Annotated in this window: 12 protein-coding genes; 8 read left to right on the top strand and 4 right to left on the bottom strand. The window is 54.1% G+C overall.

Translation table 11 applies throughout. From position 1 onward, the window contains the following. Nucleotides 1-15 precede the first annotated feature (15 nt). The gene (locus HB393_RS17365) at nucleotides 16-618 is read left to right on the top strand and encodes a TetR/AcrR family transcriptional regulator (protein WP_213806453.1); all 603 of its coding nucleotides are present in this window, start codon (nucleotides 16-18) and stop codon (nucleotides 616-618) included. Between the two features lie 201 nt (nucleotides 619-819). Here the strand turns inward: HB393_RS17365 and HB393_RS17360 are convergent, their stop codons facing one another. The 3 genes from HB393_RS17360 to HB393_RS17350 form a co-directional block, all read right to left on the bottom strand. Continuing rightward, nucleotides 820-2451, bottom strand: a complete 1632-nt coding sequence (locus tag HB393_RS17360; protein ID WP_213806452.1) for a GMC family oxidoreductase N-terminal domain-containing protein — start codon at nucleotides 2449-2451, stop codon at nucleotides 820-822. A 123-nt stretch (nucleotides 2452-2574) separates the two neighbouring features. Further along, nucleotides 2575-3453: an AraC family transcriptional regulator gene (locus tag HB393_RS17355; RefSeq protein ID WP_213806451.1), complete on the bottom strand. Its 879-nt coding sequence runs from the start codon at nucleotides 3451-3453 to the stop codon at nucleotides 2575-2577. 927 nt (nucleotides 3454-4380) lie between these two features. Beyond that, nucleotides 4381-5457 carry a heme-binding protein gene (locus HB393_RS17350; protein WP_213806450.1) on the bottom strand — a complete coding sequence of 359 codons (1077 nt, stop codon included), beginning with the start codon at nucleotides 5455-5457 and terminating at the stop codon, nucleotides 4381-4383. A gap of 261 nt (nucleotides 5458-5718) precedes the next feature. Between HB393_RS17350 and HB393_RS17345 the strand changes: the two genes are divergently transcribed. The 6 genes from HB393_RS17345 (at nucleotide 5719) to HB393_RS17320 (ending at nucleotide 12920) form a co-directional block, all read left to right on the top strand. After that, nucleotides 5719-7455, top strand: a complete 1737-nt coding sequence (locus HB393_RS17345) for a hypothetical protein (protein ID WP_213806449.1) — start codon at nucleotides 5719-5721, stop codon at nucleotides 7453-7455. Between the two features lie 83 nt (nucleotides 7456-7538). Continuing rightward, the gene (locus HB393_RS17340) at nucleotides 7539-9404 is read left to right on the top strand and encodes a hypothetical protein (protein ID WP_213806448.1); all 1866 of its coding nucleotides are present in this window, start codon (nucleotides 7539-7541) and stop codon (nucleotides 9402-9404) included. 270 nt (nucleotides 9405-9674) lie between these two features. Beyond that, the gene (locus HB393_RS17335) at nucleotides 9675-10097 is read left to right on the top strand and encodes a hypothetical protein (RefSeq protein WP_213806447.1); all 423 of its coding nucleotides are present in this window, start codon (nucleotides 9675-9677) and stop codon (nucleotides 10095-10097) included. Then, nucleotides 10066-11052 (top strand): TonB-dependent receptor, encoded by a 987-nt coding sequence (locus tag HB393_RS17330; protein WP_213806446.1) that lies wholly within the window; start codon nucleotides 10066-10068, stop codon nucleotides 11050-11052. The genes HB393_RS17335 and HB393_RS17330 overlap by 32 nt, the downstream gene beginning before the upstream one ends. A gap of 265 nt (nucleotides 11053-11317) precedes the next feature. Beyond that, a complete protein-coding gene (locus HB393_RS17325; RefSeq protein ID WP_213806445.1) occupies nucleotides 11318-11488 on the top strand; it encodes a hypothetical protein in 171 nt (56 codons plus the stop codon). Between the two features lie 361 nt (nucleotides 11489-11849). Continuing rightward, nucleotides 11850-12920, top strand: coding sequence for a bifunctional glycosyltransferase family 2/GtrA family protein (locus tag HB393_RS17320; RefSeq protein ID WP_213806444.1), 1071 nt, complete (start codon nucleotides 11850-11852; stop codon nucleotides 12918-12920). 9 nt (nucleotides 12921-12929) lie between these two features. Here HB393_RS17320 and HB393_RS17315 read toward each other — a convergent pair whose 3' ends face one another. Next, on the bottom strand, nucleotides 12930-15197 hold the full coding sequence (locus HB393_RS17315) for a tetratricopeptide repeat protein (protein WP_213806443.1): 2268 nt from the start codon (nucleotides 15195-15197) through the stop codon (nucleotides 12930-12932). Between the two features lie 267 nt (nucleotides 15198-15464). On the opposite strand from HB393_RS17315, the gene HB393_RS25550 reads away from it, so the two are divergent. Then, on the top strand, nucleotides 15465-17378 hold the full coding sequence (locus tag HB393_RS25550; protein WP_213806442.1) for a DNRLRE domain-containing protein: 1914 nt from the start codon (nucleotides 15465-15467) through the stop codon (nucleotides 17376-17378). Nucleotides 17379-17437 lie beyond the last annotated feature (59 nt).

Raw genomic sequence — 17437 nt, 5'->3', positions numbered from 1 at the left:
GTCAAACTGAACAAGGTGGCTAAACCAGAAAAAATCCCGAACGACCTGCGCGAACGCAAACGCCAGTTGACGCTTGACCGGATTGCCGAAATCGGTCTGAAACTCTTTGTCGAAAATGGTTATGAGATGACGACGCTCGATGCGATCGCAGCAGCATCGGGAATATCGCGGCGCACGTTCTTCTACTATTTGAAGTCGAAAGAGGATGTTCTGCTGGCGCATGAGGGCGGCAAGTTCGCGGACGCCCTGCGTCCGACCTTCCTCAAGCAATCGCCGAAGCAATCGCCAATCGCCGCCGCCCGGAAGACCTTCCTGGCCCTTGCCTCGACGTATGAGACCAAGGAGTCCATCGTCGCGGACCGAATCCTGCGATCGATAGAAACGCTTCGCCTACGCAAAGAGGCGCTTCTTGTTCAGGCGGAAGAAGTGCTGGCGGATGCGATGTACGAATTGTGGCCGGATCAGACTCGGCGGCCTACTCTACGCATGGACGCCATGATGGCCGTCGGGACGCTTCGGATTGCCAGAGAGAACTGGCGGCAGGAAGACGCGGCTCATCCGTTGACGCACTATATCGACGAGGCATTTGATCTTCTCGAACACAAGTCGAAGCGATGATCGGGAACCCATCGCGGCGTCCATAAAGATTAAAGCGCGGCTGTTCTTAGAGCCTACCCTGAAGCTCTCACGAATCTCTAACGCGTAGATTGACCTCGACGGTCTTGACGGTTCATCCGGGCGTATTCGGAACACTGCCCCAATGCTCCGAAGTGGGTCGCCGGCCACGCCGGGATCTGCCGGATGCGCGAAACCAGCGGCTCACCCAACCCGATCAGTGGCTTTGATTAGCTCCCCGGCACGTTCTCCGATGATGACGCACGGCGCCATGGTGTTTCCGGTAGTTACGCGGGGCATGATAGATCCATCTGCGATGCGAAGATTCTCCACTCCGTAGACTCTCAAGTGGCTGTCCACAACCGACATGTCGTCGCGCCCCATTTTGGCAGTACAGGTCTGATGACAATAGCTCAAGGTGGCATTCCGAACAAACTGATCTATTTGGCTTGCTGTGAGTTTTCCTGGGACAACTTCGCGTTTAGCAAATGACCGAAGGGCCGCCGAGTTGCCAATCTCGCGGCAGAGTTCCACGCTTCGAATGAGCGCCTGTACATCGTCAGGATGTCCCAACGTATTCGGGTGAATTTCCAATGGATCTAATGGACCCGATCCTGTCAGCCGGATATGTCCTGTGCTCTTCGGCCGGACAAGTGCCGCAAACAGTGTCCATCCCCGTTGTGGCAGCGGGTAACTGCCGGTTATATCGGGACTCGGGTAGGGAAACTCCAGCAGACAGGGTTGCAAATCGGGTGTAGGAAGTGAGGGGTCACTCTTCCAGAAGAACGTTGCTTCGCAGCCGTTATTGCGCATAACGATATCCTGCTCCGTCTCCCAAATGCAGCTTGCTCCGACGTGATCCTGGAGGTTCTTGCCCACACCTGGAAGATGCTGGACGACCGGGATACCAAGGCGTCGGAGTTCTGCTTCATCTCCCACTCCGGATTGCATGAGCACCTTTGGAGTGTTGATGGCTCCCATCGACAGAACTACCTCACGGTCAGCACTGATGCGGATCGCCTTCCCTTCATAGACGACCTCGACACCAGTTGCACGCTTACCGTTAAAAAGAACCTTGCTAACGAGCGCGTTCGGAAGAACGGTTAGATTTGGCCGATCCATGTAGGGGAAGGTATAGGTACGAAAGACGGAGAGACGCTTTCCGTTTCGAATTCTTGTGTCGACAATAGAACTACCGCCTGCACCCTCCACCATGATTCCATTTGGACTGTCGAAGGTAGGAATTCCGACACTTCTGGCCCCCTCCAGCATGGCAAGCGCCATGGGGTGAGGGTCTGGCGCAGGCTGTACGAACACGGGTCCTCCCGTTCCTCGGTGGCTTGGATCCGGTGAACCGTGCCAGTCCTCGATTCGTTTATACGTGCGGAGTATGGATTCGTAGTTCCAGGACGGATCGCCGGATTCTTCTGCAAAGAAATCCCAATCACTCTTGTGCCCGCGCGACCAAATCATTGCGTTGATACTCGACCCACCGCCAAGTAACTTGCCCATGGGAAGGCCCATAGATCGGTTGTTCAAATGCCGAGAAGGACGAGTTGTAAAGGCCCAGTCGCGTTCCGATCCAATATTGAACGGCCATTGGTTTGATTCCGAGACCGCAGAAATCTCGTCGTCGCCGCCCGCTTCCAACAGTAAGACACTGGCGTAGTCGATCTCAGCGAGGCGGCGAGCCACTACCGAACCAGATGATCCGGACCCACAGACGATAAAGTCGTAGGAGGACAGCAAGTTCGATCTCAGACTCGCCTGGTTGGCTTTGACTTGGCGAAGAAATACTTCTGACTCGAATTTGTATATCTGCTCGTGGTTCTTCATATCACTCCTTGCTCTATCCTGGAGCAACGGTGACAGAATGGGATTTCAGAAAAAAGCGCAGGATTTCAGATTAGTGCGACTTGGTGCGACCACGATGTTGAGACTGGATATATCTCAGTCGTCCTAAGAACTTCTACGAAAGTATCCGGGAGTGACTCCTAATTTCTGCCGGAATAGGCTCGTCATGTGTGCCTGGCTTGAAAATCCACACTCCACTGCAATGCCGGCTATGGATGAACGCTCCCGCCTTAACAAATGTTTTGCATGGTTAAGACGACGGTCCACCAGATAGTCATGCGGAGTTACCCCAAACGACGCATAAAACATCCGAAGAAAATGAGCTCTGCTATACCCACTTTCTGACGCAAGGGTTTTCAGAGATAATTTCTGAGTGAAGTTGTTTTCTATCACGTCTTTGATCTTTCGGAGTATTGCCGGGGGCAGAGGGGAAGCTTGCGAGTGAAGCCGCCTCGACAAAACGGAGGCGCTTGTCAAAAAGCGAACGGCTAGCGCTTGCGCAAGGGATTCCGCATACAGTTGGCCGGACGGAGCGCCGGTTTCCAACTCTTCCATAAGTAAGTCAAGTAGGCGAGTTGTCGTGGCGTCGCGCACCGAGAGACTAAATACAGGGACATCGGATAGTCGATGGCCTACCTCGCCAGAAATACCTTCGGTGAAGCTCTTGTCGAACGTACAGCAGATCAACTCAGCATTAGTAAACAAGCGCACATCGGGAATGGGTCCTGCCGGCACTATCGTGATATCTCCTGGCGCCTTTGAATAGGAGGCAAAACCTCCACGTCGCGTGCTTCGTTCGCCACGTACCGCGAGAGAACCCACCTGCCAAATAGAATGCTTATCCAAGGACGTTGGAAGCAGGGTTCCGGGAGGGCTGATGCTCTTTTCTACAACGAACCCTTCCCATGGAAGGTGGGCACTCGATTCGATCACTTTCGTTGGCCGGTACGAATCGATTGCAGTAGAAGGCACAGAATTCATCATCTTTATTGTATCTGTCACCGCAAACCAACTTGAAGCTCTTTCCAAGCTTTGGGCGATGAGGTATGAGAGCAGGATGATCCCCGATCTTCAAACGACGTTCCCCCCAGTTCAGTTCGTGGCTACGATACACTCGCCGCTTCATCTCCTTAGAGGGAGCAAAGCATTGAATGCGTTACATTTACACACTCTAGCGTGCGACCTTTGGATCACAAACAGCACTCCGTTCAACAGCTCGCGCAGATCATGCGAGTAATGGTTCGAATTCCTACTTCAGGTCAGGCGGGTGTCTCTCACTGTGGTTACTCTCTTGGAGGTACTCGAAAGGGTCCAATAGCGGGGAAATCCCGCTTGGAACGTGGTTTTAGGAGCGGTCCTTGCCACGAAGTTTCAATTAGTTACGTACTGCTGCCGAAATGTACAGGAAGAAGCTCAGCTTTCCGCCGTCCGCCTCCACATTCTGAATGTGGAGCTTAGACGAATACATCTTCTGCATTAGGGTCCGTTAAGGCCATAACGGAGCTGGATCTTCTGAATTACGATCATAGGCCAGGCTGCGGGCATTGCGGCGGCCATCGCAGTCCACGACAAACTACCCGTAGCCCAAATATCAATTCCAGAGCTGCAAGGCAGGCTTCGCCACGGTAAGACCGTCCTTTCACATAAGTAATTGTCGTGGCCGAAACATCACAACGAAAAGATGGTCCTTGGAGCGGGCGACAGCTCAAAATAGTGACTGGATTGGAGTGCTTATCGTGGGCGAACGATGTACGTCTCGATCTCTTAGGAGATCCAAAGTGAGGTCGCCGAGATAGGTTTCTAATCGATTGAAAGCTGGCTCTTTTGGACGTAACGCAGGGGAACGCCCCCGAACCGCAGATGCGGCATGGGCGTAGGCTCGCGATCGAGCCCACGCGTGAAGCGGGTCATTCATTTTTGATGTCTCGCGGCAGCCACCGTAGTGGAGCGCACCGGAGCACCAACGTCCGGATTGATCGGCTTCTGCGCTTGTTCAAAGAGAGCAGCCGGGATGTCTGGGTCGACCGTTCGAACCGGAACGCCGACAGGCACATTCTTCGTCAGTGTTCCCACGGTGAAATGTGGCCAACTCAAACCGTTGAAGTTTAGCAACACCTTTTGTGAGTACTGGAGTTGAAAGAAGTTCGGTGATCCGGCCACAAGCTCGATCCAGAAGGTGCAGTCCATTACTACTGCGGCGGCATTGGGGCCACCCCCTGGTGCGTTGGCGCCAGCCAGAAATGCGGTGTTGGCGGTGCCACCTCCATCGATCGGTGCGGGAGCGACCGTGGAAACATGCAGAGTCGTGGTATGCAAGATTGTTTGCCCGAGCAGTGCCGCCTGTAGTACGGAGTTCGGGTTGTTGACCATCGTCTGTGTGATGCCATTGATTTGTGGCGATTGCGAACGAAAGACGCTTGGAGTGGCAAGAGTCTGCTCAGGGAAGTTTGTGATGGGTGCTCCAGGATCGCCGATCGGAAAGGGGAAGATGTCGACGTCGGGAATGGCGGGCGGCCCAGGAACGTCGAGGGTGCCGGTCCCCTGGGCGAGGATCGTGGTCCCGTGGGGAATCGAACCCATTCTAACGACTGTGGCCACCTCCGCAGGATTAGTGGTTTGCGGAACGACAGCCCAGATGCCTGGTTCAATGTGCAAGGCAGCATGTACGTTCGCGTCCTGCACCTGTTGGAGATAGGTGATACCAAACATGTTGATATCGGGCTGCAGTAGTCCGCGGTTCGGGATGGGGCCAGCGATCACGTCGAACTGAATGGCATCGTTGGTTAGATTCAGTTCAAGAAAGCGGTCCTGAGGTGGAGCCGGAGCAGCGGAAAAGAAGGGACGCCAGATGACGTTGAAACCCTTGCCGCTCCAGTTCCCTACAAGTTCTGTGATGGGATCGAGCGGGTTGGTCGAACCGAAGGGAAAGTGATTGGTATCGGCGATCGGTGGCAAGGGCCGAAAGACAAGATCCTGCTCTAGCTTCATAAAGCTCTCCATGTACTAGATGATTTTGGTATTTGGCCCTGAGTGCGTGCTATGGATACTAATCGTCGAGTCGGGTTTGTGTGCCAACTTTTCGCGCCCGAACAAAGCCGCATAGTAATTTGGGAAAGTTTGCAAGAACTTGTTGCGCTCTGCCAGTTGCGCTGTTAGAAAACACCTGTACGTTAATTCACGCACCACCACTGGGCCACAGAGTAATAGATCTCAGTCGACTATTTCTCGAATAGTCGGAATAGGTGCATCATGGCAATCGGACTCATTGCCTGGGGGCGTTTTTTCGATAGAGCCGGAAATAAAGTTACCGTTCCGGCACCACCCACTGATCCCGGCAAACCCTGGCTTTGGGATTTCCTCCGCGGCGTCGCCCCCATGCTCGGAGCGAGCTTCGATATTGTTCAATTGCCTCCCTGGTCGCTGGCGCAGGGTGGTACTGCTCCTGGCTGCGATGGCTATGGTGTCTTTCAACGGCGCAATTTAAACGGCACGCGTTACGGATCGCTCGAAAGTCTTATGAGCGCGGTTGCCGCGCTCAACACGCACGGATGTCAGACCTATGCTGATCTAGTGCTGCACCAGATGAGTGGAGAAAACGGAGGTCCAGGGATCTTCCGTTATCCTGGTGCGGACGGCGTGACGATAAACGGTCGCGGCCAGACCACTCCCGGATGGTTTCGCGGCGGACCGGTCCCGCCGTTTTGCCGCGAAGACGATGTGCCCGTCCCTATAGACGACAACCCTTTCGGTCGCGAGTTGAGTTATCAAAATTGCCACCCAGCAGGTGTAACCGAAGGCGATGCTATCGATTACCTGAAATGGTCTCAAGCTCGAACCGGTGCGGTGGGGTTCCGCTTTGACGATACGAAGGGGACCTATGCGCCGGCCGTGCGACGCATCATGAATGCTCTTCCCGAGGCGACTTTTTACAGCGAGTTCTTCGACGGCAACCCCGCAAATCTGAACGGATGGGCGACATCGCCTCCGATGAATGGCCGTTCGGCTGTGGAAGACTTCACACTGCATTTCCGCATCCAGGCGGCCTGCAACGATTTTGATGCTACGCAGTTGGTAGCGGGCTCGGCGGGCTACTGGCAGATGAACCCCGGGCTGGCAGTCGGTTTTGTCGACAATCCGGATACCGATACCAGTGCAGGCCAACAAGTGGTTTCCAATAAGGGTCTAGCGTACGCGTATATGCTGTCGCTCCCGATGCGGCTGGCGCTCGTGTATGGAAAAGATTATTTTTCCAACGGAGTCTGGCCTGGAGCCTATGGGCTAAAGCCGCTGATCGACAATCTCTGCTGGATAAACCGGATGTTCGCGATCGGCAACTATGTTGTCCGTTGGGTCGACCGCGACGTGCATGTCGGCTCTCGCGACGGTGACGGCGGCCAGATTGGGCAGAGCGGTGGTTTGCTAACGGCGTTGAACTTCAATACACTGACCCCGCGAACTATCACATGCGGTACTCCGTTTGGGCCGAACCGCCATCTCCATGATTACACCGGCCACCACGGAGATATCTTCACCGATAGCAACGGCAATGCGACGTTCACAATTCCGTCGAATGCGTTTTCACGGGGCGAGTCTTTTCTCTGCTTCGCTCCAGCCGGTGTGAACCATCCCTTCCCTTCGCGAACGTTTCCAACGACGCAAAGATACTTTGGTGCAGCCGACCTCGATGTACGACCCGCTGTGAACTCAGAACAATTCCTGCCTCAACGCCTACATTGCACCAAGGGTTCCGAAGTATCGCTGCGGATTAAGGCGCAGATACCGATAGGCGCTTCTCTAATGGCCACCGTACGTTCGGCTGCGAGTGGAGACACTGTTTCGACCGCACGCGTCGGCGGCGGGGCGAACAATCACATCGGCCGCACAAAGCAGGCGGGATGGCACACGGTCTCGATAGAAGGCTCCGGATTGACGGACGCCGGACAGAGTTTTGAACTCGAAGTGACGTATATGGGGGTAGAAGGATGAGGAAGACAACGGTATTCTCAATAATTCGATGGGTGTGCGGCGTGGTGGTTTGCCTTGGATGTCTGCCCTTAGCAGCGCAGACAATGGTCCCTTGGCTCACACGGTCCGCGGACAACGGCAGATCAGGATGGAACTCACAGGAGACTCAGCTCACGCAGGCCAGCGTGGCCAGCAGGGGTATCGCGCGTGTCACAATCATTCCGCTCGTCGGTGACGCGCGCGGCATGGAAGCGCAGCCGCTCATCCTGCCCGGCGTCCTAACCCAGCGGGGCACGCGCGACGTCTTGGTGCTGCCCTCGATGGCAAACGTCGTGCGCGGCGTGGACGCGCATGATGGGTCGAGCATTTGGCAGACTACGTTGGGTACGCCCGTCACCGGATCGAAGGCGATCGACATGTGGCAGATCAACCAGTTCTGGGGGTGCATTTCGACTGGTGTGATTGACCCGGACCTCAAGCGGCTTTACCAAGTTTGCTGGGTGCTGCCGAACGCACAGGGAACGCCGCTGCCTGCTGGCGCGCCCAGCACCAATCCCAACATCGCGCGCTACTTCATGTTTGTGCTGAACATGGGCGACGGAAGCCTCGCCACGGAGCCGGTACTCATCAGCGGAACGAGCAACGGGCAGTCGTTCGTAAATCCGAAGTTCCCGCGCAAGCAGCGGTCGTCGCTGGTGGAAACCAATATCAACGGCGTAAAGACGGTATTCGGGTGTTCTGGCACCATCCAGGAGACAAGCGCTGGTGCCGCCGGCTACTGCTTCGCGTTCGATGTCGCTTCCAACACAATGGCAGCCATGTTAGCGATGACCGAGGGCGAAGGCGCGGGCGTATGGATGGGCGGCCAAGGAGCGGCAGCCGACCCTAACGGCGATCTCTACGTCACGACCGGCAACGGGGACTTCGACGGTGTCCGACAGTTCGGTGAATCGTTCCTGAAGATTAGATATACGCCTGCGAGCGCAGGTAACGCCGCCAGCCTGAAAGTCGTTGACCACTGGACTCCTTGGACGGATCTCGCACGCAGCGGAGGTGTGGCACCGCCGAAGAACAAGGTGGCCGGAGTGAGCGCACCTTCCGATGCGATGAGCATGCCGGTCGGCGGGGGCATGAACATGAACCTACGCAACGCGAAGGTAGTAGGCGAGATCGCCAACGACGGCAAGTTGACGGTGCGCGTGGTGCCACAGGCGATGGCGCAAGGGCAATGGGCGGATGAGGATTGGGGCTCGGCAGGACCCGCCTGTATCTTTTCGTTGGGTCTGTGTGTCGCAACCGGTAAGGACGGTATCGGCTACCCGATCAAGACGGCTAATATGGGAGGCACGAAGCCGGCAGATCTACGGAATCCAGCAACCAACTGCGCGAAGCTGGCCGCGCCTCCCGTTTGGCTGACGGTAGATCCCGGTCCCGTGAGTCCCTGTCCACCCAATCCAATGACCCTCAACTTCTTTCCATGGGGCGACACGGCGCACATGCACATGACACCCGTGCAGTTCTTCGACCCCCTTCTGAACTCCTGGACGATCTTCGCTTGGGGTGAGAACAACCAGCTGCATAAGTGGAAGGTGAGTTCCACCGGCACACTCACGTATCTGGCTCAGGGCAATGAATTCGCCAGCGCGAATGTGCGTGGGGCGTCACCGGGAGGCATGACTGGTGGATTCTGCTCGGGTTCTAGCAACGGGTCCGATTTGAACTCAGCGATCCTGGCGTGCACCATCCCTTACATGAATGCCAATCAGGTCGTAGGCAACGGAAGACTTCTGATCTACGATCCCGTACACCTGGCTGCAAATGGCACGTTGCAAGTTTTATGGGACTCACAGGCTCACGGTGTGCAATTCCTATTCAACAAGTTCGACCCACCTGTAATTGACGGCGGCCACATCTACGTGCCGAATTACAACGGAGGTGTCGATCTGTATACCTTGACCCCAGCGCCATAAGGGACCCTCGACTCCTGTGCGATAGTCATCGGAGGCTCTGAACAGACAGAGTCTACCGAACTCATAGTGTTTGACCCATTTGAATGACCCGCAACGTATGTCGCGACGACGAAGAGCCGCACACAGTTCCCGGGAAACCGTATTGATCCTTCGCGGTTTGATCCCGCAGCTGTTAAGCTTCTGCAGATTCTGCCGCAGGCGAATATTGCCGGGAATGCGAATACCTTCCGCTACAACAATCTGCAGGTCAGCATTCAGCACCAGTACGATGTGCGCTTCGACTATGTTGCCTCGCCTAAAGACAGCATGTTCTTCCAGTACACGAATGGCCGCGCCGATGTGGGCTTTCCAAAGACACCGGTCCTGATCGGCAGCACGTTCAACCCGCAGGCCTTTGCCGGGGCGAACCGGAACAATCATGCGCCGTCGATGCAGGCGACGTTCCAGGAGACGCACATGTTCTCTTCGAACGTAGTGAACGAACGGGCGCTGGGCTACACGCGCTTCATTCTGCTGGTGACTCCGCTGGATAGCGGATACAAAACGTCTGCCGCGCTGGGCCTGCCGGGAGCGAACGATTTCGAACACCGATGGCACGGGTCTGGCCAGTCTTACGATTTCAGGTTTCAGCGGATACAGCGCCAGCTTCCAGCCAGAGATTGTGCACCAGAACACGATTCAGATCTCCGATAACGTGCTGTACAACTATGGCGCGCATGCATTCCGTTTTGGCGCGAGCGCGGTTCACAATAACTTCGGCTTCAACCAACTGTCCGCGCCTTCCGGCGCACTGAGCTTTACGGGCGCGTATACGAATAATGGTTCCGGTACGGGCGGCTCTGGCTTTGCGGACTTCCTGCTGGGGACTCCGGTGAGCTTGACAAAGTCGATTCTGCCTCAGGGTACTCCATATATCAGTTACACGGAGTTTGGTGCATTTGCGCAGGACATGTGGCGCCTGACGTCCCGGCTTACGGCGGTGGCTGGACTTCGATATGACCTGTTCACATCGCCGATTGATCGCAAGGATCGGCAGTCGAACTTTATTCCAGATGACGGCGTCATCGCTGCGACGCCCGATGGAAGAGGAACCATTGCCCTGGCCAGTCAAGGTGGGTACAGCCGTGCCATCATCCAGACCCGCAAGCTGAACTTCATTCCGCGCATGAGCTTAGCATGCAAGCTAGGCGATAAGAACGTCGTCCGCTCTGCCCTTGGCGCATACTTCTTTGACGAGCAAGAGACGGGATCTTCGGCACGTCTGTTCCTCAACTATCCATTTGCGCAGACGTTCTCGACGACCTGCGATGGCGTGACGCAATGCTTGTCGACGTCGACGGGTATTCCGCTGGTGCCGTCTGCGCCGAATGTTCCCACCGTGATGTATTTTCCGCAACGCAACCCGACGCCGTCTGTCTACCAGTGGAATCTGACGCTGGAACGTCAGGTGACGAACTCGCTGGCGGCGCGGGGATCGTATGCGGACTCCAAGGACACGCACCTCGGTATCACGCTGAACGAGGATGTCGCGATCCCTGGCCCTGGGTCCGTGCTGGCGCGGCAGCCTTATGCTGCATACTCGTCGATTTCAGCGTGGGAAAACCGCGGCGTCTCGAGCTACAACGCACTGCAACTTTCGGCCGAATAACGCGCGTGACATGGACTGCAGTATCTCGCAGCCTATACTTGGAGCCGCAGCCTGGATCAGGGACCCGGGGGGCAACTCCTCTTCCAGCGAATCCCGCATGAACATTTAGAACCCACGCAATCTTTCAGCGGACTATGGCCTGTCCGACTTTGATCACCGTCATCGTTTCACGTTCAGCCCGATCTATCAGCTTCCGGTCGGTCGCGGCCACCAGTATACAAAACACACCAATGGATTCGTTGACGCCGCGATTAGAGGATGGGACTTGACGGGAATCGTCACACTGCAGAGCGGCGCGCCGTTCTCAGTGTTCATGTCGTCGAACGCCTCGGCGAATACTGGAACGTTTCTCCGTCCGAATCGCGTCTGCAACGGCAACGAGCCTTCCGACCAGCGGACACTCGCGGCGCACAGAGAACGCGGTCCGACTCCCTGAGATGACCGCGCCCCAATTGACAATAGAATGAAATACTTGCGAACCGGCGAGATGACACGAAACGTTCAATTAGAGCTTCGAATCCTCTCGCCCCGACCATTTAATCAATTACTTAGGCAACCTTCGATATCGGCGAGACACCAACTGGGATTTCGGATGATTTCCCATGCTTAGTTGTGGCTCCTATGAACGTAGGGAGCGAGCGCTGCATACCCATATCGCTGGAAGAATTGTGGACCGCCCGCACACCATGTAATTGGTGTAGAGAAAGTACGTGACGCGCGATCTGACTGGCATATTCAGTCTGACAAAGACATACTGGTATGCGAGTGCACTGCACATCCGATAAGCTGGTTTGCCAATGTCATTAGTAGATAGCAATCCTCCCTGCGACCTTACCCGGCTGGCTATTTTAATCCCTGCCCGGCAACCTGATCTGACCTTGCTGTCTTTGGTTTCTGCGCTTGTAGATTATGGCTTTGCCTCCATTCTTATTGTTGACGATAGCGGCTCAACGGAGTACCAACCGCTCTTTGAGCAGTTAAGCGGGATCGCCAGCGTGCAGGTGTTACACCATGCCGTAAATCTAGGCAAAGGGCGTGCGCTCAAGACGGGTATCAATCACCTTCTTGTCCAGCTGCCAAAGTGCAACTGGTTGGTGACTGCAGACGCAGATGGTCAACATCGAGCCGAAGATATTCGGCACGTAGCTCAAGCGACGAAAAAGTCTGTCGACAGGATGGTGTTGGGTGTTAGAACCTTCGGGGAGGACGTGCCTTTGCGTAGCCGATTCGGCAATGTACTAACACGCAATATTTTCCAGTTCATTACTGGCACTAAACTCGTTGATACCCAAACAGGGTTACGCGGTTTTTCCCGTAGCATGCTTCCAGAACTAATGATCCTTGAAGGAGAACGATACGAGTATGAGATGACTGTACTGGTGCATCTCTGTCGCCTACGCGGCAAACCGCTTGAGGTGCCAATCCAGACTATTTACCTCGACGGAAATAAATCTTCGCACTTCAATCCCTTTTGGGACTCGATGCGCATTTATTTCATGCTCGTTCGTTTTTACTTCTCTTCTTTAATCGCAGCGGGAGTAGATTTCGCGGGCTTCTCGGCTACATTTGCCATTACCCATAATTTGCCTATAAGTGTCGCTGTAGGGCGGCTGAGCTCGCTAGTTAACTTTGCAGTGAATCGACGGTTCGTCTTCCAAAGCCGGGGCTCTATTCAAGGTATGCTGCTGCGCTATTATGCATTGGTGGCTGCGATAGCAGCGCTTAGTTATTTATTAATATGGCTGTTGACCACGTATTTGCGATGGAACGTCTATGCCGCGAAAGTTGCGGTCGACATATTGCTTAGCCTAGTAAGTTTCTCGGTTCAACGCACATTTGTCTTTCGACGGCCACCAGAATTATCTTGACGCAAGAACTTAAGGACGTTCTCTTCTTTTCTGCGCCAGGGACCAGGCAAGATTGTTTTTAGCTAGTTGAAAGTCCGGCTTGAGCGCTATGGCTCGTTCTGCCGCCGTAATCGCCTCGTTCCAATGATGCAAAGCTCCCTGACCAGCAGCGATGTTATTCCACCCCTCTGCCAATCCGGGATTCAGACGTACTGCACTCTGGGCGGCCTTAATGCTCGCCTCATATTTGCCTTCCCTATTGAGCCGAAGCGATGTTTCGAGATACTCGATTGCCGACTCTGGCGAATCAGAACTTCCTTTCTCTCGCGCGTACAAGCTCAGATTATTTCTGGCAATCTGCAAGTTCGGCTGTAGCCGAAGCGCATTCTGCTCATTGCTAATGGCATCGTCCCATTGGTGCATTGCTCCATAAGCCGCTCCAATGTTGTTGTAGGCTTCAGCGGAATTTGGATTTAGTTTGAGTGCGTGACGGGCAGAGGCGATCGACTGAGAGAAATGACCTTGTCGAAACTGCATCATCGAGAGATTGACCCAAAAGGAAACATCCTGAGTAGGCGGATGTGCCAAGGTCTGTGTTGCCAACACATTGTCTGGTGCAATCGAAAGCATGTCTTGCGCGGTCTTTCGCGCGGCAACTTCGTCCCCCGTTCGGTTATAGGCGTCGACGAGGACTTCTCGCTGAAAGATGCGTTGTGGATTGAGCGCAACGGCATTTTGTAGTTGCGTAATAGCCTCTGGTGAACGGCTATGCAGATTAAGCCAACGACCATAGAACGCATGTGCGGTATCGTCGTTGGGTGCCAACGAGATTGCTCTCTGGAAGTGTCGTTCCGCTTCGCGGGCGCGACTCTGATCACCAGCATCCGCTAAAGCACCATTGACGATACCAAGGTTGATCTCCAGAGTAGGATAGTTTGGACTATAGAGAAGAGCGCGCTCGAAGTACTCGAGTGCTGTGGCATACAAGCCCTTATTCATCTGGGTGAGACCATAGATCATCAAGCCGCGACCGTTATGCGGGGATTTAACGACATCGTCGTACCATAGCGACTCTTCGTCCTTCCAGACAACATTGCGTACATGAACGCCAAACGCATAGCTGGTAAGCACCAGGCATACGGTGGCCACAACTACGCGACGGAGCCAGAGTCGATTCGTTACTTTATGTTCTAAATCCAGATAGTGAACGAGCAAGAGCCATATAGACCAAATGACAGCCAATATCAGCCCCACGAAAGAAAAAAACATGCGATGGTCGTTTTCAACCTCGGACAAGGGATAGAGAGAGGTCGGAAGTTGTGTGAGGACGAACCAACACAGACCGAAGGAGATGGGATAAAAAATGCGACGTCTGGATGTAAACCAGATACTCAAACCTAAAAAGATCAGGAGGCATAACCCCGCCAATGCACGGAGGTTGAGATGAGCAAAGGGTGCTAAATCTGTATCTACGTTGAGTTGTAAAGGAAAAAATAAAGCGCTTATATAGCGAAGCCAGACGAAGGGTTGGGTTAGACGGTAAGCCCATGGCGAGATAATAGATGGGGAAAATGATCTAGGCGTCATCGTCCACTGTAGCCAGATGAGAAGAGCACTTAGCAACAAAGAGGGGATTATGGCCAAAAAGCTCTTCTTGATCCGCGATATCACTGCCTCAAAAAAGAAGACGTAAAGAAAAAGAAGAACGGGAAATACTATAGCCGGAGGCTTGGAAAGTAACGCAAATGTAAGTGGAACAAGGTATGTACCAGTACGACGTAGAGACTTATACCGAGCAAAAATATACAACGCCGCCACACAGCCAAGTGTGCAATATAGATCACCTCGCTGGATGACATAGTTAACCGTTTCGGCCATAGCGGGATGCAATCCATACCAGGCGGCGCCAACTAATGCTATCCATCGATTAGCAACCGAATCTCTGACTTTATCCAATAACAGGTAATAAAACTTGGCTATTAGAGCTATTTGGAGCAGAAATAAAATGAAAGTAGTGATGTGAAACCAAAAGAGTTTGTAACCTCGGCCGAGCATGTAGTCCCAAGCTAGCGAAGCAGAGACAAACGGTCGATAAGTCCGATTTGCGGGAAGTACGCTAAATGTTGAGGCATTAGTAAAAAAATGCGGTACGTTTCTCAAACTTCGAATAGAGGGATTGTCTGTAACGGTATGGAAGTCGTCAAAGTGAAACCCATTTGTCATTGAATTGGAATAAACAAGGCAAATTGCCAATAATACGATTATTCCCAGGCTCCTCTGCTTTGTAGATAGATTCATCCGGCACAAGCCCTTTCCTACTTTCTAAGTCGCTCAATAAATATAGTTACTAATTTTCAAATAAACATGGTGACATATTGCATCTAGCCTGTATGCTAAATCGCGTCTCAAGGATTCATGTTTCTGGTATCGCAGTAATTCACCTGATGCACGCTCTTGTGGATCGGTGATTCAAAAAATGCTGGTTCGAGTTGTCTCAGAAGATCAATCCCTTGGCTAATCCTAGCCCGGGCAAGAGTAACAGCTCTCTGAGAAGGAGTGTGCGTTTTGAAGCGTCCCTCAATCGTTCTTCTATCCGCCACCTTCCTAACCCTCGCTCTCACCGCTTCTATCGCGAATGCAACCGAGGTTGCTCTCATCGGGGACGCCCACGTCAACTCGACGCGTACTGCGACCAACTACGGCACGATTGCCAACTTATATGTTGGAAATGGCAACACAGGACTTCTCCAGTTCGAGTTGGGTTCGCTTCCAGCAGGCATTATCTCCAGTCAGATCTCGCATGCCACATTGACCCTCTATATCAATCGCGTCAATGCAGGCGGCGTTGTGAGTGTCGCTCCCGTAACGTCGGCATGGGGTGAATCTAGCGTCACTTACGCGACCACTCCGACTCTAGGAGCTGCGACCAACAACTTTACAGCGTCGTTAGCCGGACAATACGTCGTGCTCGATGTGACTTCTTTGGTGCAGGGTTGGGTAACAACCCCCAGTAGCAACAATGGTGTTGCGCTCACTTCTTCAGCAGCGAATATTCTCATCGACAGTAAAGAAAATGACGAGACAGGACATGCGGCCACTCTCGACATCACTATTACTTCGATGGGCGCGACCGGCCTAACTGGCGCAACAGGAGCCCAGGGCCTTCAAGGAATTACGGGCACCCAAGGCTTGCCTGGAGCCACAGGCGCTGCAGGGCTTCAAGGTAACACCGGTGCAACTGGCCCAACGGGTGCTACTGGTGCAACAGGTGAGACCGGACCATTTCTGGGTGGTAACTACTCTACAGCCACGACTTACCCGGCTGGCTCGGTTGTAGTTTCAGAGGGCCTGAGTTATCTGGCAATCCAGACAACAACGAATGAGCCACCAGCATCGACGCCTGCATCCTGGGTAGCGACAACTGGTGGCGTCGCCGGAGCGACCGGCGCAACAGGTGCGACTGGAGCCACTGGACTAATAGGACCACAGGGGGTACCTGGAACAACAGGAGCCACAGGTCCAACAGGGAACGTAGGCGCTACAGGAGCAACCGGAGCGACTGGGCTGATCGGAGCCACGGGATCCACTGGGGCCACAGGCGTTACGGGCGCAACAGGTAACACGGGCACCACGGGAGCCACAGGTGCAACCGGCGTAATTGGTGCAACTGGTGTAACAGGAGCGACTGGCAGTACGGGGGCAACAGGAGCCACAGGCGTCAACTTCACGGGGGCGTATAGTTCGTCAACGACATACCACTTGAATGATGTTGTGACCTTCAACAGTACTCTGTACATCGACACCTTCAATGGTTCCATTACCGCTATTCCGCCCACTACCGTAGCGGAGTGGAGTGTCTTGCTTCCGCAAGGGGCGACCGGATCTACTGGCGTAACAGGTTCGACAGGGGCTACCGGTGCGACAGGCGCTGGTACTACAGGACCAGCTGGAGCTACTGGTACGACCGGCGCTACAGGCGCAACTGGCTCGGCTACCGGGAACACAGGGGCCTTACCAGCCGGGATTCCTTACTCCGTGTCTGCCCACCAGATAAGCTCCAACATCATCTATAACAATCCGGCATCAGGTGGTGGAAATTCTGGTTCGGGTATCAATCTGGGTGAGTTCACCACGACGATTACACCAAGTGCATGCACGCCTTCCTATACCCTTTATAACGTCACTCCATTTACCAGCTTGACCTTCCAGCTTTATACAGCCATTCCCGCATTGATCTCTGCAGCGAGCGCTACCGGCAATGCAAATACTGCCGGCACTTGGAGCTTGGGAACGACCGTAGGGGGTGTTTGTTCCATCACCAGCGCCGGCGCAACCGGAAGCATTCCCATCTCTCCCTCGGCAACTTGTACCGTTACCGGAACCTCTGTTGCAGCAGGGACTCCGCTTACTTTAGTAGTCACAGGCGGACCTAGTGGAACTGGTACTTTTACTTTCTACTCATTTTTCTCCTGCGACTAGTCTCTGAATTTTCAGTCAGGCGCTGCCGACAATAACCAATGTTGAATAACAGGGCAACT

The organism is Granulicella sp. dw_53 (genome assembly GCF_018449545.1).
In the GTDB taxonomy this organism is placed as follows: Bacteria; Acidobacteriota; Terriglobia; order Terriglobales; family Acidobacteriaceae; genus Edaphobacter.
Note: the sequence above shows the minus strand (reverse complement) of the source record. Positions and strands in the feature narration are given on the sequence as shown.